We start from the raw sequence: 22,570 nt of genomic DNA, 5'->3' as shown, positions 1-22,570 counted from the left end.
GCGACGTAATGGCTCCGTATGCGGACCGCATTTGTTGCCGCACCGGCGGATTGTCTCATACGAAACCACGATCCCGCTCCCGGGCCATTTCCTTTACGAGACACAGGCTCAAGGGGAACCTGAAGGAGGGCCAGACCGGATGGGCGATGATCTGCGGCAGGAAACGATGGCGCTGCTTGTAGCTGACGGCATATCTTTCTCCTGTGTGTGTCTGCCAGACGAGCGGGCGGGCACGGAAGTGGTCGCGCTCTACTGCCAGACATACTCGTCGAACCTGATGAAAACCTGACTTGTACACCCAGCCCAAACAGGTGCGAGGGGTCGGTCTATTACCAAAGGCTCTGAGGGCTGATCTCTAGGGCTCCCGCCTCGATTGATCCGTGACCCTTCTTGTGTACCGCCCCGGGTTGATCGGAGGCTCCAACTCCTGAGAAGGTGGAACCATGACAAGCAAGGCGACCAACAAGTTCTCTCCCGAGGTCCGGACCCCCGCGGTGCGGCTGGTTCTGGATCACGAACGCGAGCATACGTCGCGGTGGGCGGCGGTTTCATCGATCGTCGCCAAGATCGGCTGCACGGCGCAGACGCTGCATGAGGGGTAAAGAAGGCCGAGCGCGACAGTGGCGTGCAAGTCGGTGTGCCTACGGATGTGGCGACGAAACTCAAGGCTCTGGAACGCGAGAGCCGCGAGCTTCGCCAGGCCAACGAGATCCTTCGCAAGGCTTCCGCGTATTTTGCCCAGGCGAAGCTCGACCGCCGGTTCAGGCCACGATCGCGTTCATCGACGATCACCGCAAGGCGCATGGGGTCGAGCCGATCTGCAAGGTGCTGCCGATCGCCCCGTCGACCTACCACGACCATGTCGCCAAGCGCGTCGACCCCTGCCGGCTGTCGGCTCGGGCAAGATGGGATACAGCCTCGAAGGATGAGGTCCGACGGTTTGAGGCGAACTTCCGCGTCTACGGCGTTCGCAAGGTCTGGCGGCGGTTGCGTCGCGAGGGCTTCGACGTCGCCCGCTGCACGGTTGCCCGCTTGATGAAGGCCATGGACCTCGAAGGCATCGTCCGCGGCAAGCCGATCCGCACTACGGTGAGCGACAAGGCCGCACCTTGCCCTCTCGACCACGTCAACCGCCAGTTCCATGCTCCGGCGCCGAACATGCTGTGGGTCTCCGACTTCACCTGCGTCGCGACCTGGACGGGCTTCGTCTATGTGGCCTTTGTCATCGACACCTATGCCCGTCGGATCGTCGGCTGGCGGGTGAGCCGGACGGCGCATGCAGCCTTCGTTCTCGATGCCCTGGAACAGGCTCCATGATCGGCGGCCCGTGCAGGGAGGCGGGCTCATCCATCACAGGGATAGAGGCAGCCAAGGTGGATTCAACGGGTCGTCGCAACACCGGCATCATACTGTCCCCCAAGGAGCTGGTCGAGGACTTCGGCAGGTGTTTTACAGCCGAGCGTTTTGCGCGGTCTTGTGTTGATAGCATGGGCGACTGCGTCCAGTTCCCGGGCTGTGTGCCGACTGAGATCCGTGCCCTTTGGAAAGTACTGTCTCAGCAAGCCGTTGGTGTTTTCGTTGGAGCCTCGCTGCCACGGGCTTGGGATCGCAGAAGTAAATCTCGAGCCCGGTGTCGATGCGCAGGTCGGCGTGCTGCGCCATTTCCGCTCCCTGATCCCAAGTCAGCGACTGACGCAGTTGCTCGGGAAGTTTGTCCATGGATCGGGCTATGGCTCTGCGGACTGCTTCAGCGCCGTGGCCGGCAAGTGGTGGGACCGTTCTTGATGCGCAGGCTCTGCTGATAGCCATGCATGCGCGGCAGGTGAAGCAGCATTGTGAAGCGTGAACTTCGTTCCGCGAGCGTGCCGATCGCCGAGTTTCCGAAAGGATGAGGTCGCCTTCCCAATGTCCGGGGACAGCCCGATCGGCAATTTCGGCCGGACGGTCGCTTATGATAACGGCGTCTCCAATGAAGGACTTGTTGCGCACTCGGGCCCGTTCGCGCGGTACGCGCAACGCTCGGCCTGAACGCAGACATGCGGTCAGTTCTCGGCGCAATGCTCCGCGTCCTTGAATGTACAAGGACTGATAGATCGTCTCGTGGCTGATCCGCATGGTTTGATCCTCTGGATAATCGATCTGAAGACCGATTTAGCGATCTGCTCGGGGCTCCAGGGCTGCCGACCACCTCCGGCTCTGCCGGTGAACAGCCCTCCGCATTTTCCATACCCACCTTGGGGCCCTCGAATGAGGCGCCATGCAAGCGCAATATCCTCGCGCTCCCGAAAGAAGGATATCGCCCCGAAGGCGGCTTCGCCCACGGCGCCAAATGCGTTGGCGGCATCCCTCCTGCACTCCGAAACCAGCGCGGACCAAGAGGCGTTGATATACCGGCATCCAGTGCGGCCTCCTCGCTCGAACGTCCCAAGGCAATAGCTTGCCAGAACCGGAAGCGATTCTCACGCTGTCAGGCAGGCGGACGCCCGGGCGAATCTAGCTTCTTTCGAGTGCACCGATCTGAAGCGCGTTGGTGAACCGTCATTGCAACCTCCAACCCCTTGGTGTTGCGACGACCCGTTGAATCCGCCCAATAGTCAGCATTCGATACACCGAGCGCTTGGCGGAGGCCGGCGTCGAACCCTCGGTGGGCAGTGTCGGCGACTCTTTCGATAATGCTCTCGCCGAAACGATGAACGGTCTTTACAAGGCCGAGGTGATCCATCGACGCGGACCCTGGCGCTCATTCGAGGCCGTCGAGTTCGCCACGCTCGAATGGGTCGACTGCTTCAACAATCGCCGGCTGCTGGAGCCCATCGGCAACATCCCGCCGGCCGAAGCCGAGGAACGCTACTACGCCATGTTGGATGAACCAGCCATAGCCGCGTGACTCAAACGTCGGCCTCCGAAAAGCCCGGGGCGGTTCACATCGCATTTGATGCCAACTTCATCGTATTTTCTTCGCCTTAGACGGGCTTTTGGCAGACCCACAGAGCTGGGAACCCTTTGCCATACTACAACTGTAACATCATATCGGTTTAGCAGGTCAAGCTTCGGTGGTACCCTCATTGGGTAGAATAACTACTTTGGAGGCGAGCAATGGATCGCGATAACAAACGGGCACGCGCAGCTGCAAGATCATCTCAAGGCGTGGGGAGCAGTAGCCTCCGTGACGTTCCAGAGGGGCCATTGAGCGATGTTGCAGAACGGCTGGTAACCGCTAACCCGCGCGATACAGCGCGAAATCTTGGGGGCTTCAAAGGCCTCGGGACGCACGAGCGAACAGCCGTTCGGGGCACTCAAGCCGGGCCAGAAACTGACCTCGCGAGATTTGAAAGGCGGGCCAATCAGCTTGGACGATCAGCCATCGATCTGGCCGAGAAATTAACAGCCGGATTGGGGTACACCCCGGATGACGTAGCGTTGCAGCAAGTCAGAGCGGTCAGTAATGTATGCCATTACCTAACGCCAGGGATGCAAGATGCTATTGTTAATCGCATTGGCAACATGGAGCCGTCGTCGCAAGCTCTCGGAGCTCTTTACGTTGCGCCACACTTCAGTAAGTTTAATGACGAAAATAAATCTCGCATTCTTGATCAGGCCATTGGATTGGCTTCTGATCCGGATGTCAATGTCAAGTTGACAGCATCCAATGCTATTCTCAACGCGTATCACCAGTTCGACGCAAATCAACAGGCCCAAGCTCACTCAGTTCCCGGCATGCAACACATCTTGCCGCACATGCCGCCGCCGCAGCATGCAGCAGAGGAACGGAGTGCGAATCTGGACGGCCACATAGCAGGTATTGAGGCTGCAGTCCGTGATACAGTAAGCCCGCAAACCTCCTATGAACAGCTGCAGCGGGGTGCTCAAGTCGGGCAGTCCATAAGCCACACCTACAATCACGCCCGAGAGGACCTAATGGAGGCCACCAGAAGCAGAGATCGCTCCGGCCGTTGAGGTCTCGGCCATGGTACAGTGACGCTTTCTCTCCCGAATTCCGTTTACGGCCTTGCCGTTTCCAATTCGCTGGCCGTTGAGGTACCTGCTTAGTGTAACTTTCAAAAACCACGTCTGCCGGGTGATGCGCTGCAAGCATCGCACCACCCGCTGCGGCATCGATCTGTCGAGCGGCGACATCGCGCGACGTCGGTTCGGTCTCTGAAGCACGCGCAGCATTAGCTACGGCTAATCCGGCAATGGAACAATGCTTTCAACAAAAACGACGCCCCCCAACATAGCCATTAGCATCGCGTGCTCACTCGCCGTGGGCTTCTGTGCGGCAAGTCTTTACGCAACCTTCCGCCACGGCGGTAGCGGCGAGGCTCTGATGGCGTTTGATGTCCGTGCCTTTTGGTTTGAGACGCCCTTCTATTTGGGTTTCGCAACCCCCGTTTTCTATCGGGGCGCGGCTATCGTGCTCTCGACGTCCGCGGTCGTCTTGCTGATTCAGCAGATCGTATTGCGCCGCAAGCTCGAACACCACGGGACGGCTCGTTGGGCTCGAGTGGATGAAATGCGACGCACGGGATATCTGCGACGATACCGTGGCGTGACAGGGCCGGTGTTTGGGAAGACAAGTGGCCCTTTCTGGCCTGGCTACTACCTGACCAATGGCGAGCAGCCTCACAGCCTCATCGTTGCACCGACCCGCGCTGGCAAGGGCGTCGGCATAGTCATTCCAACGCTACTTACATTCAAAGGCTCGGTGATAGCTCTGGACGTCAAGGGGGAGCTCTTTGAGCTCACCTCGAGGGCGCGCAAAGCCGCAGGTGACGACGTGTTTAAATTCGCGCCGCTGGATTCGGAGCGGCGCACAAACTGCTACAATCCGCTGTTGGATCTTATAGCGCTGCCTCCACAGCAGCAATTCACCGAAGCCCGCCGCTTGGCCGCAAACTTGATTACGGCCAAGGGGGAGGGCGCGGAAGGTTTCGTCAGCGGCGCTCGAGATATCTTTGTCGCGGGAATCCTTGCCTGCATCGAGCGGGGCACGCCAACAATCGGCGCCGTCTATGACCTCTTCGCCCAGCCGGGGGAGAAGTTTAAGCTCTTCGCGCGACTCGCCATGGAGACCCAGAACAAAGAGGCACAACGCATCTTCGACGACATGGCGGGGAACGATACCAAAATCCTAACCTCCTACACTTCCGTGCTCGGCGATGGCGGGCTCAACCTGTGGGCGGATCCCGCTGTAAAGGCGGCTACAAGTCGCTCGGACTTTTCGGTATATGATCTTCGCCGTCGCAGAACGTGCATCTATCTTTGCGTTGGTCCGAACGACCTTGAGGTGATCGCGCCTTTGATACGCTTGTTTTTTCAGCAAATCGTTTCAATTCTGCAGCGGTCGCTGGCCCGCCGGGATGAAAAGCACGAGGTTCTCTTCCTGCTCGATGAGTTCAAGCACTTGGGTAAGCTGGAGGCGATCGAGACCGCAATCACGACTATCGCGGGCTACAAGGGGCGTTTCATGCTCATCATCCAAAGCCTTTCGGCACTGACGGGGGCTTATGGAGAGGCTGGCAAGCAGAATTTTCTCAGCAATACCGGACTGCAAGTGTTCATGGCCACGGCTGATGACGAGACTCCGAACTACATTTCCAAGGCCATCGGTGAATACACGTTTGAAGCCAAATCGATTTCCCACAGCCAGGCGCGAACGTTCGACTGGAACATTCAGAATTCACATCAAGGTGCACCGCTATTGCGTCCCGAACAGGTTCGGCTGCTCGATGACGACTACGAGATTGTTCTCATCAAAGGTCTGCCACCATTAAAATTGAGGAAGGTGCGTTATTTCTCGGATCGCATTCTGAAACGCATCTTTGAAAGCCAGACAGGCGCCCTCCCGGAGCCGGCGCCCTTGATGGGAGCAGAGGAGGCGCTCTCCGCAGAATCTCAACTCGATGACCCGCTGTGTGAATTGGCGCAGGACTTTGACGATACAGTTTGATGTGAGGCTAGTATGGACCCGCGAAATAGTAATCCATCCCGTGTAACAGCTTTGTCGCAGGTGCAGGACGCCGGCTTGGAAGACGGGCAAGCGGTCCAGGCCCGGCGAGTGGGCTTTGAGCAGCACGTGTCCGAGGCGCTCCGGCCGCTGTTCGATGGTCGAGCTGACGAGCCGCCAACCGATCCAGAGGAGCTTCTGCGACTGGAACAGGGGTTTCGCGAGGTGCTTCAGCGAGGGCAGGATCATCAAGCCGCCTCGTCTTTTTTCAGCAACCCAGGGATGCCCGCTGGACGGGATGACCTCAACAGAAGCGTGTCGGAGGCTTTCGCAAGCTCTGGGACGCCGGAGTTCGGGCCGCCGCCCCCAGTCTTGGCTGCCAGCGAACAGCAGATCCGCCCTTCGCCGGATGCGCTTGACCAGGGCAACCACCTGCCACCCGAGTGAGTCGTCCCAACAATGAACATTCCCCAGCGCTGTTGTGGCCAGCGGAGACGCACAGGGCCCTGAATACGCCGCAAGCCGTCGCCATTCAGCAGCAGCTGAGCGAAATCGGCAATTCAGGCGGCCGCGTGCCTATGCAGAGAGGGGCTGATGCGATCTCCGGACCGGTAGCTCTCGCCGTAATTGATCAGGCTGGTACTGTTGGAAGACTTGATCAGCCTCGTCACCCCAATCTCCAGCATAGCTCACTGTCACGCGGCCAACGTGCCTCCGTAGCTAACGTCTACGTCAGCGTTGAAGAAGTACCCTGCGCCACGGGATGTTTTGACCAGGCGAGGGTTGGCCGCATCAGCCTCCAGCTTTCGGCGCAAGCGCATGATTAGGACATCGATACTTCGATCGTACACCTCTTCTCCACGCACACGGCTCGCGAGCAAAAGCCGTTCTCTGGATAGCACGTTGCGGGGGTTCTCCAGAAATGCGATCAAGAGATTGAACTCACATGCGGTAAGCTTGACCTCGCCACGCTCCGCACAGATCAGTCGCCGCTGCTTCACGCTGAGCTTCCAGGCCCCAAAGCGAAATGAGCGCTGCTCTCTGGTTCGCGGACTAGAAATGCGCTGGCGTAGCGCTACTCGAATGCGGGCCAAGAATTCGCGCATCCCGAAAGGCTTGGGAATGAAATCGGTTGCGCCGAGCTCCAGTGCAACCACTTTTTCCGCCTCATCAAGCCGGTCGCCGCTGATCACTATGATAGGAACATCCGATTTTGTCGCCAGATTGCGGACGATCGCAAGTCCATCCTCCCGGCCTAGGTTAAGGTCAACAACCACGAGATCGACTGGCTCACGTGAAAGAACATAGTCAAACTGCTTGCTATCGTGGACTGCGGTTACCTTCAGGGCATGCATCGTGAGATACTCGGCGATGAGGCGCCGCATTGCGGCATCATCGTCAATGACAAGAACATGTTTCAACGGCACACCTTCAATCTTGAATCCCCTTGTCTAAACCTGTTGCCGAGCAACCCTGGGGCACCGACCCAGAACAGCTGCTCCTTGATACCACTCGCCGTTGCGTGCGGCCAATGTGAGGCCGTGCTCGTCCTGTTCTTTTCATCCCCAGCGAATTGACCGCACCAAGGCAGCCCGTGGCCACCAGACAGGTCCAAGCGCCGACATGACCCTGCCGTGTGGTCCTTCGCTTTTTCGCTTCGAGCTCCCCCGTTGGTGCAGGCCTGCCAATATCACTCAAGTTCGACCTCATGGATGCCAAGTTTCCTGCTATGCCCTTGCATCCTGGTCATCCTGGAGTTTGCGGACCTGGATCATCTCGATATCCTCCGGCTCGTGGATCCAGCTCGGACATGGTTGAGCAGCGCGGCGTTTGGCTTGATCGGAGAGGCGGTCGGCGGAAGAAGACCGTGATTCGCTGCAGCGGCCTTGTGCAAAATAGTGTGTCTCCTGCCAAGCCGGCTTCGTCCAAGGTGGCCGGCGGCCTCAAATGCTGTTCGGCGACCGGCAGGTCGCCGGTTGCGGTGAACGTCCGGGCTAACATTTCTCAGTTACTGCAACTCCTCCATCTTGAGCGTGTCACTATGCTTGTCCATTGCGCCGTCGGACTCCGTCAATCACGTGCGGTTATCTGCCGATGGGACTGTGCATGATCCACCCTTTGGCGGCGGCGGCCGAACAGCTGAACGAGGCTCGCACCAGGAGGGCTGCGCCGCCACGTCTTCCCAGTTGACCCTCGCCGCCGCGGATTTGCGCCTTCGAGCCAGCTTCGCGGACGAGCTCGCGTCTCAAGCAATGATATGAGTGTGCAGGGCCGCGCATGGCTGCTCTTTAAGGACCGGCAGCATACCGGCAAAGTTGGGCCGCTTTATCGCCTTAGTCGATTCCCCACGGTGATCCCGAGCCTGAACAAGCCCGCCAAGCTCCCCATTTTGTCCTTGGCTTGGCGCTGACAGAAGTACCATCCATGACGCCAAAGTCGCGGCCCACACTCCAGGAGCAACGGACGGCCGGGACGAGCAATCCTGTACAGGAGTCATTGTACCAAGATGCTCCGGATGTCGCTGGCTGATCGGGCCCGCGCCACCCACGCATGCGCAAGATGCTCACCCACGCTGATACGAACACGGTCTTTGCTTCAATTGAAACCGAAAAGCTGAACTTGAACATCACACAGTAACAAACCTCCCCGATAAGCGCGTGCCGGACAGGGCCAGAACCCGTCCGGCGGCTTGGAAAGGTAGGTGATAGGGATGTTTATTGCAGCTTGGCCGCTGGCCATCGTCCTGATGACATCCATGTCACTCCCAGCCGAGCCCGCGCCACTTTCTCCGCGTGAGTTCCGCAGCCTGTCGCGCAAATGCGCCCCCTGGGTTGCGCCGTCCACCCTCGCCGCGATTGCCAAGATTGAAAGTGGCTTTGAAACGCTGGTGGCTCATGACAACACCACAGGTGAGCAGCTTCGCTGGATAGACCACCTGGAAGCCACGCGGGGCATCAAGGAACGCCTCGAAGCACAACATTCTGTCGATGTTGGATTGATGCAGATAAACAGCAAGAACTTTGCCATGCTCAATCTCACGCCGGAAAGGGCTTTCGAGCCCTGCGCCTCGCTTTCGGCTGCCGCCCACCTGCTTGAAAGCCGGTATGCCGGCGGCACCACTGCTGTGGCACAGCAACTGGCGCTTCGCCGTGCCATCTCGGCCTATAACACGGGCGACGTCACGCATGGCTTCGCCAACGGTTATGTACGCAAGGTCGAGTCGGCCGCAAAGGACATCTCAAGTCTCCTTGAGAGAACGCTGGAGCCGACTGCTCGAGATGTGCCGCACCTTGAGGCACCCGGTCGGAAAGCCGTGCCGCCTCTGCTCCAGCAGAGCCAACAGGCCAATAGAAAGAAGCAGCCCAACCAAGATTCTTGGGACATCTGGGGCTCGTATCAGCCGGACCGCTCCGGGGCCGATCCCTCCGATCCGACAGGCAGCCAGGCTGCGAAAGCACGGGAACCCGCGAACCCGAACAAACTCGTATTCGATTGAAACATGGAGATGCAATGATGACGCCACTCAAGATACTTCGTGCGCTTAAAACGCGTGTTCCTTCGCCTTTTTCCATGCTGCGCATGGCGGCTGAATATGTACCGGCCGCTGCTGCAGGCGCGGCGTGGACGGTCTTCTACAGCGGGCCAGCCGCGGCTCAGGTGACCGGAGGGACGGATCCTGCCAAGATGGTCCAGAATATCTGCACGTTCATACTTGGCCCCTTTGGACAATCACTGGCCGTGCTCGGGCTCGTAGCCATCGGTATCTCTTGGATGTTCGGTCGTGCTTCACTTGGCCTGGTTGCGGGTGTCGTTGGAGGGATCGTCATCATGTTCGGGGCCAGCTTCCTGGGCAAGGCGCTCATAGGCGGCGGCTGATGAGCGACCGGTTGGAAGTGAGCACCCTCTATGTGGCGGCGACGCGCCCCGCACTGTTTCTGGGGGTGCCGCTGACGCTGGCCGGATTGCTCATGATGTTGGCTGGGCTTGTTATCATTATCCTTCAGAACCCGCTCTACGAAATCGTTCTCGTGCCACTCTGGTTCGGAGCACGGCTGGTTGTTGAGCGTGACTATAACGCGGCAAGCGTCGTGCTGCTCTATTTGCAGACGGCCGGCAGAAGCGTGGACGGGCCGGTCTGGGGAGGCGCAAGCGTCAGCGCCAATCCGATCAGAGTGCCGAAACGCGGAAGAGGAATGGTGTAATGTTCGGCGCCAGCGGCCGGACCGAGAGGTCTGGCGAGATCTACCTTCCGTATGTTGGTCACGTAAGCGATCAGGTTGTCCTTCTGGAAGACGGATCGATCATGGCCATGGCACATGTGAACGGTGTGCCCTTTGATTTGGAAGACGCTGAGATGCGCAACTCGCGCTGCCGCGCGTTCAACACTCTCTTGCGCAACATCGCCGATGACAATGTCTCGATATACGCTCATCTTGTGAGACACAACGATGTGCCGGCGCCGGCGCCGCGCCAGTTTCAAAGTGCATTCGCTGGCAGTCTGAGCGAGGCCTACGAGCGTCGTGTGCTGTCGGGAAAGCTCTTTCGCAACGATCACTTCCTCACTTTGATCGTGTCCCCCCGCACCGCAATCGGCAAGATCGGCTTGCGGATTGCCAAGTCCCGCAGACGGAATGAGCACGATCTAGCCACCCAAATGCGGAGCCTGGAAGACCTCTGGCACATCACTGCTGGCGCACTCGGCGGTTACGGTCTGCGCCGGTTGGGCATTCGTGAGAAAGGCAACGTGCTCTTCACGGAAATCGGCGAGGCGCTTCGGCTCATGATGACTTGCCGGTTTCTTCCGGTTCCGATGGTTACCGGCTCACTTGGCGCCTCGATCTACACTGACCAGGTCATCTGCGGGAAGCGGGCGCTTGAGATTCGAAGGCCCGGGGATAGCTCCGTCGGATCATTGTTTTCGTTCCGTGAATATCCGGCGACGACGCGGCCGGGCATGCTAAATTCCTTGCTGTCCGCCAACTTCCCGCTTGTCCTGAGCCAGAGCTTTTCCTTCCTCACTCGCCCACAAGCTCATGCCAAACTAAGCCTTAAGTCCAGCCAGATGACGAGTGCCGGCGACAAGGCTCTCACCCAGATCAATGAACTTGCCGAGGCAGAGGACGCACTGGCAAGCAACGAATTCGTGATGGGTTCGCATCATCTGAGCCTGTGCGTCTATGCCGACAGCCTCAATAGCCTTGCAGATCGCGCAGCAAGTGCCCGCGCACGGCTGGCCGACGCGGGCGCCGTTATCGTCCAAGAGGGCATCGGCATGGAGGCCGCATATTGGTCCCAACTTCCGGGGAACAACAGGTGGCGCACGCGCCCGGGGGCGATCACCTCACACAATTTTGCCGGGCTCGTCTCATTTGAGAACTTCCCAAGCGGTTCCAGTTCCGGCCACTGGGGCAATGCTGTTGCGCGCTTTCGCACAAACGGTGGAACTTCTTTCGACTACATCCCCCATGAGAATGACGTCGGCATGACGGCAATATTCGGGCCCGTTGGCAAAGGCAAGACGACGCTGATGACCTTTGTCCTCGCGATGCTTGAGCAAAGCTTGGTCGATCGCAATGGTGCGATCGTCTTCTTCGACAAGGATCGGGGTGGTGAACTGCTGGTGCGAGCCACGGGAGGGACATATCTTGCGTTGCGCAGAGGCGCTCCGAGCGGCTTGGCCCCTCTGCGTGGACTGGACAACACCTCCGCCTCCCGGGACTTTCTGCGCGAGTGGTTGATGGCCCTGATCGAGAGTGACGGCCGTGGTCCGATCTCGCCGGAGGAAAGCCGTCGGCTGGAACGCGGCATTGTTCGTCAGCTTTCGTTCGAACCCCCTATGCGCTCACTTGCGGGCCTGCGCGAGTTCCTATTGCACAGCCCCTCCGAGGGCGCAGGAGCACGGCTGCAGCGGTGGTGTAGAGGGGGGGCGCTTGGATGGGCCTTTGACGGCGACGTGGACGAAGTAAGGCTGGATGCCTCCATTACGGGCTTCGACATGACGCAGCTCCTGGAATATGAGGAGGTCTGTGCACCGGCCGCCGCATACCTTCTGCATCGAGTGGGCGCTATCGTCGATGGTCGTCGGTTCGTCATGAGCTGCGACGAATTTCGATTCTATCTACTCAACCCCCAATTCTCGGCCGTTATCGACAAGTTCTTGCTCACGGTCCGCAAAAACAACGGCATGTTGATACTCGCAACGCAGCAGCCTGAACACGTTCTGGAATCGCCTCTCGGAGCTAGTCTCGTTGCGCAATGTATGACGAAAATTTTCTACCCATCACCGACGGCGGACCGCTCTGCGTATGTCGATGGCTTGAAGTGCACTGCGCAGGAGTTCGAGGCAATCCGCCAGGGAATGGCAATCGGCAGCCGCAAGTTTTTGCTCAAGCGCGATAGCGGGAGTATTGTTTGCGAATTCGATCTTGGGCAGATGCGCGAGTACGTAGCCGTACTCTCGGGGCGGGCCAACACAGTGCGCTTTGCCGACCAGCTTCGTAACCAGCACGGAGACGCCCCAAGTGGGTGGCTCGACAAGTTCATGGCCCGGTACCACGAAGTTCAAGACTGACGGAGGAATATTCATGAAATTTGCCAAACTTGCAGTAACGACCCTTGCTGCTTCCCTTCTGCTTCACGGACAGGCCCGTTCGCAATTTATCGTCAGCGACCCTGTAACAGAAACACAAGCGACCTTAACAGCGCTTTCCAATGCGGCGATCCTTGAGAGGTCAATCGAGACGCTCGCTACCACGATTGAAATGGTGACAATTCTAACGTCGTCATTCGCTGTCACGGGACTGCTAAGCTCACTGAACCAAGGAAATCACTACCCGTCGAGCAATAAGCTGGAGGAGCAGATGTTTGATGCTCGGGCGCCAGCTTCGATTATGGCCCGTAACATTGCGAAGGACCCAAATCGGATAGTCAACGGCACCGATTCAGAAGCGAAACTGTTACAGGGACAAATCGCCGGGGCCGCCAATGCCGCAGCTATTGCAGCCGACACTTTGGGCATGATGGACAAGCGCCTTAAGGATAACGCCGGCACGCTTGGTCAGCTTTCCCGCTCGGGAAATATTATGCAGGCCACCGTGACCAACGGTCTGGTCCTCAAGCAGATTCACGATGCGATGATCCAAAATGTCCAGGCCACGAGTCTGCTGACAATGGCCACTGCACAAGGGAGCCTTCACGCCGTGGAGGAGGCCGCCACGCAGCGTCGCGAACATCAGGACACCGCTAATATGTTTAGCATCCTCCCGTAAACCACACAGAGTTCATCAGGCTCAGCTGCGCTGATCAGGGACACATCAGGCTCACGCCATGAATTTCAAAATTCCCGCGCCATTCACGACTATACACACGATCTTTCATGGGGCCTTCACGTCCGGGCTGCACAAAGTGCTTGAAAACGTCCAAGCGGCGGTCAGTGCGCCTCTGGTTGCGTGTGTCACGCTCTGGATAATAATCCAAGGCTGTCTGGTCATGCGTGGTCAAGTCGATGCGCGCGGGGGTATCTCGCGCGTAATCATGGTGTCGATTGTCGTCGCCCTTATCTTAGGGCAGGCCAACTATCAGCAGTACATTGAAGCGCTCTTCGACGACACGATTCCGAGGTTGGCTCACGACATCAGTGGCAGCGACTTGCCCTTCATCGGAATCCCCCAGAAGCTCGATCTCATGTTTGCTTCAAGCCAGTATGTCTTTCAGCTGATTGCTTCCGAAATTGGGCCTATGAACGGCCAGGACATACTTGCTTTCGAGGGAGCGCAATGGATTTTCTACGGCGCGCTGTGGACAGCGTTCGAGATCTACGATGCCGTTGGAATTCTGACGAAGGTGCTCTTGACGATCGGCCCCCTGGTCCTTGTAGGCTACCTTTTTGATCACACTCGAGACATAGCCACCAGATGGATCGGCCAACTGCTCTCGTACGGGCTGCTGCTTCTCCTCCTCAACATCGTTGCAACGATAGTAATCGCTGCCGAAGCAGTCTCGCTGGCAGCCATGCTTTTGATGATCAAATTCTCGGGCACGACAGCAGCCAAGATCATCGGGCTTTACGAGCTCGACATGCTTTTCCTAGCTGGTGACGCTCTGATCGTCGCGCTTCCGACGATCGCCAGCAGCATCGCCGGCGGCTCTTGGGGAGGTGCGAACCGACCTCTTAACAGCCTCAATCGCCACTTTGCCAAAACGGCGGGTGGTTAATCAATCGACAAGCTCGGTGCCAAAAACATGAAATATTGCCTACTTCTGTCAATCCTCGCTTTGGCCGCCTGCAAGACGAGCCATGGGCTTGCGACATGCGCGGGTGCCCCATTCCAACTGAACGTGGGACAATGGGAAACCACCCCTGAGGATCTTCAGGTCGAATGCGCGGAAGAGCCAAAGTGAAAGTTCCTGAACATGCCCTTCTGGTGGAGAGAGAAACGCTAGCCGCCCACTATAAGAAGGTGGAAGCGTTTCAAACTTCACGAGCGAAGTCTGCGCGGCGCCTGTCAAAGGCCCTGATAGCCTTTGCCGCAGCGGCGGTCCTAGGAAATGTTGCCCAGGCATTTACCATTGCTGCCATGGTCCCGTTGGCCAAGCTCGTACCTGTGTTCCTCTGGGTCCGGCCGGATGGGACCGTCGACAGCGAAGTGTCAGTCTCTCGACTGCCGGCAACCCAAGACCGAGCCGTCATAAATGCTTCGCTGTGGGAATATGTACGCCTGCGCGAGGGGTACACAGCAGATACAGCCCAATACGCCTATGACCTCGTATCCAGTTTCAGCGCGCCGGCTGTGCGACAGCAATATCAAGATTTCTTCAACTATCCGAATCCCACCTCGCCGCAAGTCACGGTCGGCAAACGCGGCAAGCTCGAGGTCGGGCATATTTCTTCAAACGACATCAGTCCGGACGTTCAACAGATCCGTTACAAACGTACGCTTGTTGTCGATGGGCAGATGCCGATAGTGACCACCTGGACAGCTACCATCCGCTACGAGCGCTTGACGGGTCTGCCTGGGCAATCGAGGCTCACCAATCCGGGAGGTCTACTCGTCACTTCCTATCAAAGCTCGGAAGATAGCGTATCGAACCTGGGCTATGTGCAGCCATGACAAAAAGAGCGTTTCTCGCGCTGGTCTGTTCACTCTTCTTAACGATGGAAGCGTCCGCGGAAGACACACCACTTGCCGGCAAGCATGATGCGCGCATGCGCTACCTGGCTTACCGTCCTGACGAAGTGGTGCGCCTGTCTACCGCAGTGGGGGCAACGCTGGTTGTCACATTCGCGGCCAACGAGACAGTCGCAGCCGTGGCCGTTTCCAATAGCAAAGACCTGGCTGCGCTCCCGCGCGCCAACTATCTCTTTTTTAAGGCTAGCCGGATGCTCCCGCCGCAGCCGGTCATCGTGCTGGCCGAGAGTGAGTCCGGTACACGGAGATACGTCTTCAGTATTTCAACGAGAGCGATGCCAAAACTCGATGAGCAGCAACCTGACCTATACTACAGTGTGCAGTTCACCTATCCTGCTGATGAGGCTGCTGCTCAGAGAAAGGACGCAGAAAGGCGCTCGATTCTTGGTCAGGCCCGGGCGAAAGTGCTGCGCGACGAGAGAGTTCAGGATTTGTTGAATCGGCCCGCCGCAACTACCAGTCCGGACGAAAGCAATTTTCACTACGTCGCAAAGGGCGATCGATCGCTGGCGCCGCTGGAAGTTTTCGATAATGGCTTTACCACCGTATTTGGCTTCGCAAGCAATTCCCGCATACCCTCCCTCTACATTATCAATCCCGACGGCAAGGAAGCCGCTGCCAATTACACGGTCAAAGGAGACTATGTTGAAGTATCCGCAGTCGCCCGGGAATGGCGTCTGAGAGATGGCAATACGGTCTTGTCCATTTTCAACAGGGCTTATGACCCTGTGGGACGAGCGCCAGTGACCGGTACAGTGACACCCGACGTGTGGCGCGTTTTGAAAGGCCCGGCCGATGAATGAAACCGGCCCACAGTCGGGACATGATGTCCATGCCTCAGGATCGATGGTCTCGGAGCCGGCCCGCCGGCATGTTTCGGGATTGCAGAAGTTGGCCGTCGCTGCTCTTGTTCTCATCTCATCTCTATCGCTCATCTGGCTCGGCGGTCGTCCCAGCACACAAGACGAGCCAACTCAGCCAAAACCTCCAATTGTCGCCGACGCCGAGCCATTCCGCCCCGTGCCGATTGAGATTGCTCCCGAAGCTCCAGCACCCGTACAGGCGGCGCAGGCAGGAGATCCTGCGCCATCCACGCCGCCTCCGGCGCCAGCTGATCCGCCGCCGGAGGAAACACCAATTTTCGCCTACAGTGGCAGCGGTCAAATGCCCAACGACGGTCAGCGGAGCGAAGACAACCATAGGGATGCTCCCGCGACCTCGCATGAGATTTCAGACGCTGGCGATCTGACGGGGCGATTGAAGCCAGATATACAGGAGCCAAGCCGGGCCACACTTTTGCCGCACCCTGATCTCGTGATTACCCAAGGAACGATAATTCCCTGCATTTTGCAAACGGCAGTCGACACAAATTTACCGGGTTATGTGAAGTGCGTCTTACCTAAAGACGTCCGCGGCGCCACCAACAACGTGGTGCTTTTGGATCGCGGGACGACCGTGATTGGCGAGATCCAGCGTGGTCTCCAACAGGGGGATGCGCGTGTCTTCGTGCTGTGGACGCGCATCGAAACGCCTGACCATGCCCTCGTTTCGCTAGCGTCGCCGGGCGCTGACGAGCTCGGCCGCTCCGGAATGCCTGGCACGGTGGATAATCACTTCTGGCAGCGCTTTGGCGGAGCAATGCTCATGAGCGTCATTCAAGGCGCGTTTCAGGCCGCCGGTCAATACGCTGGCAGCTCAGGTGGAGGAAGCGGCATCAACAGCTTCCAGAGCAACGCCGGACAAGCCGTTGACACGACCCTTAGAGCAACGATCAACGTTCCGCCAACTCTGAAGAAAAACCAGGGAGATGCTGTATCGATCTTTGTGGCTCGGGACCTCGATTTCTCAGATGTATACGATCTTAGACCGATCGCCGTGGCGCCAGCCCCCCAACATCGCCAACGCCGGAGAGACAACAATGCGACCGGAGGCTGACCCTCAATTGCGTTTGCTTCTCAACCCTGTTTTGAAATGGCTTGAGGAGCCAAGGACCGAAGAGGTCGCTATCAACCGGCCTGGGGAAGCCTTTGTCCGACAGGCCGGCGTTTTCACGAAACATCCGCTACCGCTATCTTATGACGATCTGGAGGACATCGCGATCCTCGCTGGAGCGCTGCGCAAGCAAGATGTCGGACCGCAAAGCCCCCTCTGTGCGACTGAGCTGCCGAACGGAGAGCGGCTGCAGATCTGTTTGCCGCCCGCTGTTCCCTCAGGAACAATAAGCCTGACGATACGGCGTCCCTCAAGTCGTGTGACCGAACTCAAGGAAGTTTCTTCTCGCTACGAATACTCGCGTTGGAATCAATGGCGGTCACGAAAGGAGCGCCAAGAGCGGCAGGACGAAACGATTCTTCAGCACTACGACCATGGTGACTTGGAGCAATTTTTGCGAGCATGCGTTTGCGGGCGGCTCACGATGCTGCTTTGCGGACCTACTGGAAGCGGCAAAACGACAATGAGCAAGACTTTGATCAACGCTATACCCCCGCAAGAGAGGCTGATAAGTATCGAGGACACGCTCGAACTTGCAATCCCGCACGAGAACCATGTCCGGTTACTCTATCCGAAGGACCGAGCAAGCGTAGGTGCGGTGACAGCCGAGCAACTGTTGCAAGCCAGCTTGCGCATGCGCCCTGATCGAATATTGCTTGGCGAGATGCGCGATGATGCTGCTTGGGCCTACCTTAGCGAAGTCGTCTCCGGCCATGCGGGATCAATATCAACGATTCATGGGGCGGATCCGGTCCAAGGCTTTAAAAAGCTCTTTTCACTCGTCAAGAGCAGCCCGCAAGGAGCTGCTGTGGAAGACCACACGCTTCTTGACCTGCTGTCGGCTGCCATTGACGTCATTGTGCCGTTCAGTACCCACGGCGACGTGTATGAGGTGGGGGAGGTGTGGCTCGCCGCCGATGCCCGGCGACGCGGAGAGACAGTAGCCGACCTTCTTAACAAGCACTAAGGCTAGAGCACGTCGGGGATCGGTAAGTCGTTTGTGATACGATGGCGTAATTTGTTCAGATTGAACGTCCACTTTGATTTGAGGGAGGTGGATAATGGGAGGAGGACTGGGCGTAGACCTTCGGTCACAAGTCTGAAGTCTTCGGGCGCCCTGTCGGCGCGGCAAGTTGCGGCACGATTCGACTGGGTGTATCGAGCGCGTCCGCTGAATTGCGCGGGCGACGCTCACCGAGCTGGTGCCGATGCCTGCTTCAAAAGCGGCATCGACACCCGGCAGGTCGTACCCTTGATTTACCTAGCCGCGCTCAATGAGTGTCTTCAAAGCCGCCGAACGTGGTTCGGAATGACCGGTGGTAAATCGGGAAGTGCCCTATAGGGAATCCTCCTGGTATTGCCTCCAGGGGGTCCTCTCAATGAACAAAGCCGCAACCTGCCCTTGCGACCTCAGCTGGAGTTTGCGACGCAACCCATAGGAGGATCGATGCGCAGAGAAATCGCAGGCAGAGTCGGTGGCATTGTGGGCTGGCCGACCGACGGTTTCAGCCCGTCAACAGGTCTTCACGTGTTCCATCCCCGACTATTGCAGGCGTGCGGCTTGCATGCTCCCGCGATCACCCATCGGAAAGAGCGTTACGAACACTACGAAGAGTTGCGCGACTTCCGCTGTCGCCCCGGTCTGACAGCGGACGGTGACCTGTCCGACCTTGATAGGACGTGAAATGCGAACGCTGCTCATTGATCATCATGTGGATCTTACGCGCGCTGTGCGAGTTGCGCTCGGGGATAGCGGTTTTGCCGTTGATGTAGTTGGCAACCTGGAACAGGCGTCGAGGGCATTTTGTTGCGCAACCTATGAAATTCTCCTGCTGGAGTTGGCTCTGCCAGATGGCGATGGCTTGGGCTGGCTGAGACAGCTAAGGAGCAACGGGCATTCAGTTCCAACCCTCATTATGAGTAGCATCAACGATCTCGAGAAGCGGATTGCAATTTTCAACGGTGGCGCGGACGACTTTCTGCTCAAGCCCGTCTCTTTCGATGAGCTCATCGCCAGAATGAGAGCCATTCTGCGCCGGTCGACACAGGTGACCGACCCCATCGTTGTATTTGGCAATCTCAATTTCGATCCGATCGGCCGACAGGTTTCCGTCTCGGGTCATCCTCTGAAGATCGCACGCCGCGAACTATGTATTTTAGAGCATCTGCTTATCCGTGCAGGCCGCATCGTGCCTCGTGCGCAGTTGGAAGATCACCTCTATTCGTTCAACGACGAGGTATCTGCCAACGCGCTTGAAGTCGGAATCTATCGCTTACGTGGACACCTGAGTAGGTCAGGTGCAACGCCACGTATCACGACCATGCGCGGCATTGGTTACATTCTTGAATTGACTGAGGCGGCATCCGCATAGTTGGTCTAAATTGAAAGAACAGACTGCCTGCCCGTCGTCAGGTTGAGCTTGTGGCCATAATGGACATCGCGGCCGCCCTTGACGATGGTGTCGGCATGCGGTTCGAACGGCTCTGTCGCAAACCTTTTTGTAAGCGAGCATGGCAAGAAAAACGCCTCAGCTGTGGAGGAGCACGTGATGTTCAAGGGCCGCCATTTCGACCAGTCGGTGATCCTGCTGTGCGTGCGCTGGTACCTGGCCTACACTCTGAGCCTGCGCGATCTGGAAGAGATGATGGCCGAACGCGTTGAAGGTCGACCACTCCACTGTGCATCGCTGGGTTGCCCACTTCTCGCCGCAGCTGCTGGAGCGCTTCAACCGGCGCAAGCGTGTGGTCGGCAGCAAGTGGCATTGGACGAGACGTACATCAAGGTCCGCGGCCATGGATGTATCTCTACCGCGCTATCGACATCCTCGGCGATACGGTCGAGTTCTTCTTTAGCGAAAACCGTAACCTGGTGGCGGCCCAACGCTTCCTCCGCAAGGCGCTGACGCGCCATGGCCGGCCGGAGCGCATCGTCATCGACGGCAGCCAGACCAATTACGAAGCAATCCTTTCCTGCGACGCTGAAAGCCGGCTGCGGCAGCGATCGCGGCGACCGCTGAAGCCGATCCGCTCCGCAATAGCCGGCATCTCAACAATCGGATCGAACAGGATCACCGTAAGCGCCAAGCCGACCCCATCTGGCGCGGCTTGAGGTGATGAGCGAGAGATAGTGACACTGAAGAAGCCGAGGAGCTTACAGTGTCAATTTCTATGTCTGCGCCTATGCCTGATGATAGAAGTTTCCATGTCCTTGAGGCGGTCCCGAACCGGCTGGAGGCAAGCCCGCAGCGTCCGCGGCGGCGCTGGTCGGCGGAAGCGAAGTCGCGGCTGATCGAGGCGACACTGAAGCCGGGCGCGAATGTATCGGCCATCGCCAGACAAGCGGGGATGGCGCCAGCCCAGCTGTTCGGCTGGCGGCGCAAGGCGATCAAGAGCGGTGCGGTCACGCCGCAGCGAGATGCGGATCGGCTTGGCTTTGTCGAGGTCACCCAAGCGGCGTCTGCGTCGGTGGAGATCGAGCTGGGTGGCGTGGTCATTCGCGCCGGTGCCGATATCAATGAGGAACAGCTGGTGCGGATCATCCGGGCGGTTCGCCAGGCATGATCCCGGCCGGCGTGAAGGTGTTGGTCGCCAGTCATCCCGTCGATTTTAGAAAAGGTCCCGACGGCCTTCTGGCAGTGGTGCGCGATGCCGGTTCGGATCCGTTCAACGGCGCGCTTTATGTCTTCCGCGCCAAAAGAGCGGACAGGATCAAGATCGTCTGGTGGGACGGCAGCGGCGTGTGTCTTTATGCCAAGCGATTGGACGACGCGAAGTTCTGCTGGCCGCGGATCGGCCACCACCGGGTCCAGCTCAATCATGCTCAGCTCATGGCTCTGGTTGACGGAATGGACTGGAAACGGGTTCGGACGGAGACCGTCAGGCGGCCGCAATCGGTTGGGTAAAACCCTGCGGCATGATGAATCAGGGAGCTGAAAAAGCGGGAAAATTGCCCGCGAATATGCTCTGATTTTGGCCATGTCGGCACCCGAACTCGCGCTCCCGGACGACGTTGACGCGCTCAAGGCGATGGTTATTGCCATGGCCCAAAAGGCCGCCCTTCTGGAGGAGCGCAACCTCCATCTCGAGTTGGTCAACAAGAGCGCTGATGAGCGGATCGCACGCCTGACGGCGGTCGTGAAGATGCTGGAGAGGGCGCGCTTCGGCAGCCGCTCCGAAAGGTTGCGGACCGGCGCGCTGAGCGAGGAACAGTATGCGCTGGTCTTCGAGGAGATCGAAACCGGCGTGGCGGCCATCGAAGCGCAGATGGAGAAGTCTGCGGGCGGCTCGAAAGCGAAGCGCGCGCCGCGTCCGCGCAAAGGCTTTGCGGCCCATCTCGAACGGGTCGAGGTGGTCATCGAGCCCGAAACGCCTGCTGGCTGCGAAGCGCTGGATAAGATCCTGATCGGCGAGGACGTCTCCGAACGGCTCGATGTCACCCCGGCGAAGTTCCGGGTGATCGTCACGCGTCGTCCCAAATATGCCTACAAGGGCTGGGACGGCGTTATCCAGGCAGCCGCTCCCGCCCGCATCATCCAAAGCGGCATTCCGACCGAAGCGCTGCTGGCGCAGATCGCCGTGTCCAAATACGCCGATGGCCTGCCGCTCTACCGGCAGGAAGCGATCTATGCCCGCGATCAGGTCGAGATTGACCGGTCACAGATGGCGCAGTGGATGGGCAAGGTCGGCTTCGAGCTCGAGCCGCTCGCCGATTACGCACTGACCCGCATCAAGCAGGGTGAGCGGGTCTTTGCCGATGAGACCACGCTCCCAACGCTGGCCCCAGGATCGGGCAAGGCCAAGACGGCCTACCTCTGGACCTATCTCCGCGATGATCGGCCGTTCGGTGGCAGCGGACCGCCCATCGTCGCCTACCGCTTCGAAGACAGCCGTGCCGGCGAATGTGTCGCCCGCCATCTGGACGGCTATCGCGGCATCCTGCAGGTCGACGGATACGCCGCCTATAACCGGCTGGCCCGATCGGATCGGGGCAATGACGGCGTGACGCTGGCGGCGTGCTGGTCGCACGTGCGGCGCAAGTTCTACGAACTGCATGCCGCAGGCTCCTCCGTTATTGCCTCGCAGACGGTGGCGCAGATGGCCCCGCTGTGGGCCGCCGAGGAGGCCGTGCGCGGCCAGGACCCGGTACTTCGGATAGCTGCGCGTCAGGAGAAATCCGCCGCCGTCGTTGCCGCTCTCTTTGCGCTGTGGGAAAAGGAGCTGCCGAAGCTGTCGGGAAAATCGAAGCCCGCAGAGGCGATCCGCTATGCGCTCGGCCGGCGTGCCGCGCTGGAGCGCTTCCTCACCGACGGCCGCATCGAAATCGACTCCAACACCGTCGAGCGCGCCATCCGGCCACAGGCAATCTCGGGGTCATTCTGCCCATGTTGGGCAGGAGGTCGAAGTCCATTATCGTTGGCATCCGTATTTCGGACGCCGGCTTCGC

The 22,570-nt window shown here is 58.7% G+C and carries 21 protein-coding genes, 5 pseudogenes and 1 other annotated feature; of the genes and pseudogenes, 22 read left to right on the top strand and 4 right to left on the bottom strand.

The window, feature by feature from the left end:
* Positions 1-24: 24 nt before the first annotated feature.
* Positions 25-160 (bottom strand): annotated as a pseudogene (locus NKJ72_RS29530) (IS6 family transposase); the annotation flags it as partial.
* Here NKJ72_RS29530 and NKJ72_RS29525 point away from each other — a divergent pair.
* Together NKJ72_RS29525 and NKJ72_RS29520 are read left to right on the top strand one after the other, a co-directional pair.
* Positions 140-289 carry a hypothetical protein gene (locus tag NKJ72_RS29525; RefSeq protein WP_352480574.1) on the top strand — a complete coding sequence of 50 codons (150 nt, stop codon included), beginning with the start codon at positions 140-142 and terminating at the stop codon, positions 287-289. The pseudogene NKJ72_RS29530 and the gene NKJ72_RS29525 sit on opposite strands and share 21 nt — an antisense overlap.
* A 154-nt stretch (positions 290-443) precedes the next feature.
* Positions 444-1,372 (top strand): annotated as a pseudogene (locus NKJ72_RS29520) (IS3 family transposase); the annotation flags it as partial.
* Positions 727-843, top strand: a sequence feature (AL1L pseudoknot). Its footprint overlaps the pseudogene before it by 117 nt.
* A gap of 77 nt (positions 1,373-1,449) precedes the next feature.
* On the opposite strand, the gene NKJ72_RS29515 reads toward NKJ72_RS29520, so the two are convergent.
* Complete coding sequence (locus NKJ72_RS29515; protein WP_352480570.1) at positions 1,450-2,115, bottom strand: hypothetical protein; 666 nt, start codon at positions 2,113-2,115, stop codon at positions 1,450-1,452.
* 171 nt (positions 2,116-2,286) lie between these two features.
* A pseudogene (locus tag NKJ72_RS31065) lies at positions 2,287-2,542 on the bottom strand (IS30 family transposase); the annotation flags it as partial.
* 51 nt (positions 2,543-2,593) lie between these two features.
* On the opposite strand from NKJ72_RS31065, the pseudogene NKJ72_RS29510 reads away from it, so the two are divergent.
* From NKJ72_RS29510 to NKJ72_RS29495, 4 genes and pseudogenes are all read left to right on the top strand, one after another.
* A pseudogene (locus NKJ72_RS29510) lies at positions 2,594-2,887 on the top strand (integrase core domain-containing protein); the annotation flags it as partial.
* Positions 2,888-3,096: 209 nt separating this feature from the next.
* Positions 3,097-3,957 (top strand): hypothetical protein, encoded by an 861-nt coding sequence (locus NKJ72_RS29505; protein ID WP_352480568.1) that lies wholly within the window; start codon positions 3,097-3,099, stop codon positions 3,955-3,957.
* Between the two features lie 247 nt (positions 3,958-4,204).
* A complete protein-coding gene (gene virD4, locus NKJ72_RS29500) occupies positions 4,205-5,950 on the top strand; it encodes a type IV secretion system ATPase VirD4 (RefSeq protein WP_352480567.1) in 1,746 nt (581 codons plus the stop codon).
* 75 nt (positions 5,951-6,025) lie between these two features.
* Entirely contained in the window at positions 6,026-6,394 is a 369-nt protein-coding gene (locus NKJ72_RS29495; RefSeq protein WP_352480566.1) for a hypothetical protein, read from the top strand.
* Positions 6,395-6,642: 248 nt separating this feature from the next.
* Here NKJ72_RS29495 and virG read toward each other — a convergent pair whose 3' ends face one another.
* The gene (gene virG / locus NKJ72_RS29490) at positions 6,643-7,368 is read right to left on the bottom strand and encodes a two-component system response regulator VirG (protein ID WP_023685159.1); all 726 of its coding nucleotides are present in this window, start codon (positions 7,366-7,368) and stop codon (positions 6,643-6,645) included.
* Between the two features lie 1,289 nt (positions 7,369-8,657).
* Here virG and NKJ72_RS29485 point away from each other — a divergent pair.
* From NKJ72_RS29485 to tnpC, 16 genes and pseudogenes are all read left to right on the top strand, one after another.
* Positions 8,658-9,443: a type IV secretion system lytic transglycosylase VirB1 gene (locus NKJ72_RS29485; protein WP_352480565.1), complete on the top strand. Its 786-nt coding sequence runs from the start codon at positions 8,658-8,660 to the stop codon at positions 9,441-9,443.
* Between the two features lie 74 nt (positions 9,444-9,517).
* Positions 9,518-9,823 (top strand): pilin major subunit VirB2, encoded by a 306-nt coding sequence (gene virB2 / locus NKJ72_RS29480; RefSeq protein WP_023673707.1) that lies wholly within the window; start codon positions 9,518-9,520, stop codon positions 9,821-9,823.
* Positions 9,823-10,149, top strand: coding sequence for a type IV secretion system protein VirB3 (locus NKJ72_RS29475; RefSeq protein WP_023673706.1), 327 nt, complete (start codon positions 9,823-9,825; stop codon positions 10,147-10,149). Before virB2 ends, NKJ72_RS29475 begins: the two co-directional genes overlap by 1 nt.
* On the top strand, positions 10,149-12,518 hold the full coding sequence (gene virB4 / locus NKJ72_RS29470; protein WP_023685155.1) for a type IV secretion/conjugal transfer ATPase VirB4: 2,370 nt from the start codon (positions 10,149-10,151) through the stop codon (positions 12,516-12,518). Before NKJ72_RS29475 ends, virB4 begins: the two co-directional genes overlap by 1 nt.
* Positions 12,519-12,531: 13 nt before the next feature.
* Positions 12,532-13,215, top strand: a complete 684-nt coding sequence (locus NKJ72_RS29465) for a TrbJ/VirB5 family protein (RefSeq protein WP_023673704.1) — start codon at positions 12,532-12,534, stop codon at positions 13,213-13,215.
* Positions 13,216-13,273: 58 nt separating this feature from the next.
* Positions 13,274-14,161, top strand: a complete 888-nt coding sequence (locus NKJ72_RS29460; protein WP_023762840.1) for a type IV secretion system protein — start codon at positions 13,274-13,276, stop codon at positions 14,159-14,161.
* A 27-nt stretch (positions 14,162-14,188) separates the two neighbouring features.
* Positions 14,189-14,347 (top strand): type IV secretion system lipoprotein VirB7, encoded by a 159-nt coding sequence (locus NKJ72_RS29455; RefSeq protein WP_081731114.1) that lies wholly within the window; start codon positions 14,189-14,191, stop codon positions 14,345-14,347.
* Positions 14,344-15,057 carry a type IV secretion system protein VirB8 gene (locus tag NKJ72_RS29450; protein ID WP_023679587.1) on the top strand — a complete coding sequence of 238 codons (714 nt, stop codon included), beginning with the start codon at positions 14,344-14,346 and terminating at the stop codon, positions 15,055-15,057. The genes NKJ72_RS29455 and NKJ72_RS29450 overlap by 4 nt, the downstream gene beginning before the upstream one ends.
* Positions 15,054-15,938, top strand: coding sequence for a TrbG/VirB9 family P-type conjugative transfer protein (locus tag NKJ72_RS29445; protein WP_352480564.1), 885 nt, complete (start codon positions 15,054-15,056; stop codon positions 15,936-15,938). The genes NKJ72_RS29450 and NKJ72_RS29445 overlap by 4 nt, the downstream gene beginning before the upstream one ends.
* Positions 15,931-17,070: a type IV secretion system protein VirB10 gene (gene virB10 / locus NKJ72_RS29440; RefSeq protein WP_023679589.1), complete on the top strand. Its 1,140-nt coding sequence runs from the start codon at positions 15,931-15,933 to the stop codon at positions 17,068-17,070. The genes NKJ72_RS29445 and virB10 overlap by 8 nt, the downstream gene beginning before the upstream one ends.
* A complete protein-coding gene (gene virB11, locus NKJ72_RS29435; RefSeq protein WP_023673699.1) occupies positions 17,054-18,094 on the top strand; it encodes a P-type DNA transfer ATPase VirB11 in 1,041 nt (346 codons plus the stop codon). Before virB10 ends, virB11 begins: the two co-directional genes overlap by 17 nt.
* A gap of 718 nt (positions 18,095-18,812) precedes the next feature.
* The gene (locus NKJ72_RS29430; protein ID WP_023679590.1) at positions 18,813-19,499 is read left to right on the top strand and encodes a response regulator; all 687 of its coding nucleotides are present in this window, start codon (positions 18,813-18,815) and stop codon (positions 19,497-19,499) included.
* 177 nt (positions 19,500-19,676) lie between these two features.
* Positions 19,677-20,223 (top strand): annotated as a pseudogene (locus NKJ72_RS29425) (IS6 family transposase); the annotation flags it as partial.
* Positions 20,224-20,307: 84 nt separating this feature from the next.
* Positions 20,308-20,688, top strand: coding sequence for a transposase (locus NKJ72_RS29420; protein WP_352480563.1), 381 nt, complete (start codon positions 20,308-20,310; stop codon positions 20,686-20,688).
* Positions 20,685-21,029: an IS66 family insertion sequence element accessory protein TnpB gene (tnpB, locus tag NKJ72_RS29415; RefSeq protein WP_352480562.1), complete on the top strand. Its 345-nt coding sequence runs from the start codon at positions 20,685-20,687 to the stop codon at positions 21,027-21,029. The genes NKJ72_RS29420 and tnpB overlap by 4 nt, the downstream gene beginning before the upstream one ends.
* Positions 21,030-21,102: 73 nt before the next feature.
* Positions 21,103-22,570: IS66 family transposase (gene tnpC / locus NKJ72_RS29410; protein ID WP_352480561.1), on the top strand; the 1,468-nt coding region annotated here is incomplete at its 3' end.

It is taken from the genome of Mesorhizobium sp. M0045 (genome assembly GCF_040323385.1).
Classification (GTDB): domain Bacteria; phylum Pseudomonadota; class Alphaproteobacteria; order Rhizobiales; family Rhizobiaceae; genus Mesorhizobium.
The sequence above is the reverse complement of the archived record's forward strand: the minus strand, read 5'-3'. Positions and strand labels throughout refer to the sequence as shown.

What these genes read in the sequence shown, in the direction of transcription:
- NKJ72_RS29525 (WP_352480574.1), top strand. Translation starts at nt 140, where the DNA reads ATGGGCGATGATCTGCGGCAGGAAACGATGGCGCTGCTTGTAGCTGAC.
- NKJ72_RS29515 (WP_352480570.1), bottom strand. Translation starts at nt 2,115, where the DNA reads ATGCGGATCAGCCACGAGACGATCTATCAGTCCTTGTACATTCAAGGA.
- NKJ72_RS29505 (WP_352480568.1), top strand. Translation starts at nt 3,097, where the DNA reads ATGGATCGCGATAACAAACGGGCACGCGCAGCTGCAAGATCATCTCAA.
- virD4 (WP_352480567.1), top strand. Translation starts at nt 4,205, where the DNA reads ATGCTTTCAACAAAAACGACGCCCCCCAACATAGCCATTAGCATCGCG.
- NKJ72_RS29485 (WP_352480565.1), top strand. Translation starts at nt 8,658, where the DNA reads ATGTTTATTGCAGCTTGGCCGCTGGCCATCGTCCTGATGACATCCATG.
- virB2 (WP_023673707.1), top strand. Translation starts at nt 9,518, where the DNA reads ATGCTGCGCATGGCGGCTGAATATGTACCGGCCGCTGCTGCAGGCGCG.
- NKJ72_RS29475 (WP_023673706.1), top strand. Translation starts at nt 9,823, where the DNA reads ATGAGCGACCGGTTGGAAGTGAGCACCCTCTATGTGGCGGCGACGCGC.
- virB4 (WP_023685155.1), top strand. Translation starts at nt 10,149, where the DNA reads ATGTTCGGCGCCAGCGGCCGGACCGAGAGGTCTGGCGAGATCTACCTT.
- NKJ72_RS29465 (WP_023673704.1), top strand. Translation starts at nt 12,532, where the DNA reads ATGAAATTTGCCAAACTTGCAGTAACGACCCTTGCTGCTTCCCTTCTG.
- NKJ72_RS29460 (WP_023762840.1), top strand. Translation starts at nt 13,274, where the DNA reads ATGAATTTCAAAATTCCCGCGCCATTCACGACTATACACACGATCTTT.
- NKJ72_RS29455 (WP_081731114.1), top strand. Translation starts at nt 14,189, where the DNA reads ATGAAATATTGCCTACTTCTGTCAATCCTCGCTTTGGCCGCCTGCAAG.
- NKJ72_RS29445 (WP_352480564.1), top strand. Translation starts at nt 15,054, where the DNA reads ATGACAAAAAGAGCGTTTCTCGCGCTGGTCTGTTCACTCTTCTTAACG.
- virB10 (WP_023679589.1), top strand. Translation starts at nt 15,931, where the DNA reads ATGAATGAAACCGGCCCACAGTCGGGACATGATGTCCATGCCTCAGGA.
- virB11 (WP_023673699.1), top strand. Translation starts at nt 17,054, where the DNA reads ATGCGACCGGAGGCTGACCCTCAATTGCGTTTGCTTCTCAACCCTGTT.
- NKJ72_RS29430 (WP_023679590.1), top strand. Translation starts at nt 18,813, where the DNA reads ATGCGAACGCTGCTCATTGATCATCATGTGGATCTTACGCGCGCTGTG.
- NKJ72_RS29420 (WP_352480563.1), top strand. Translation starts at nt 20,308, where the DNA reads ATGCCTGATGATAGAAGTTTCCATGTCCTTGAGGCGGTCCCGAACCGG.
- tnpB (WP_352480562.1), top strand. Translation starts at nt 20,685, where the DNA reads ATGATCCCGGCCGGCGTGAAGGTGTTGGTCGCCAGTCATCCCGTCGAT.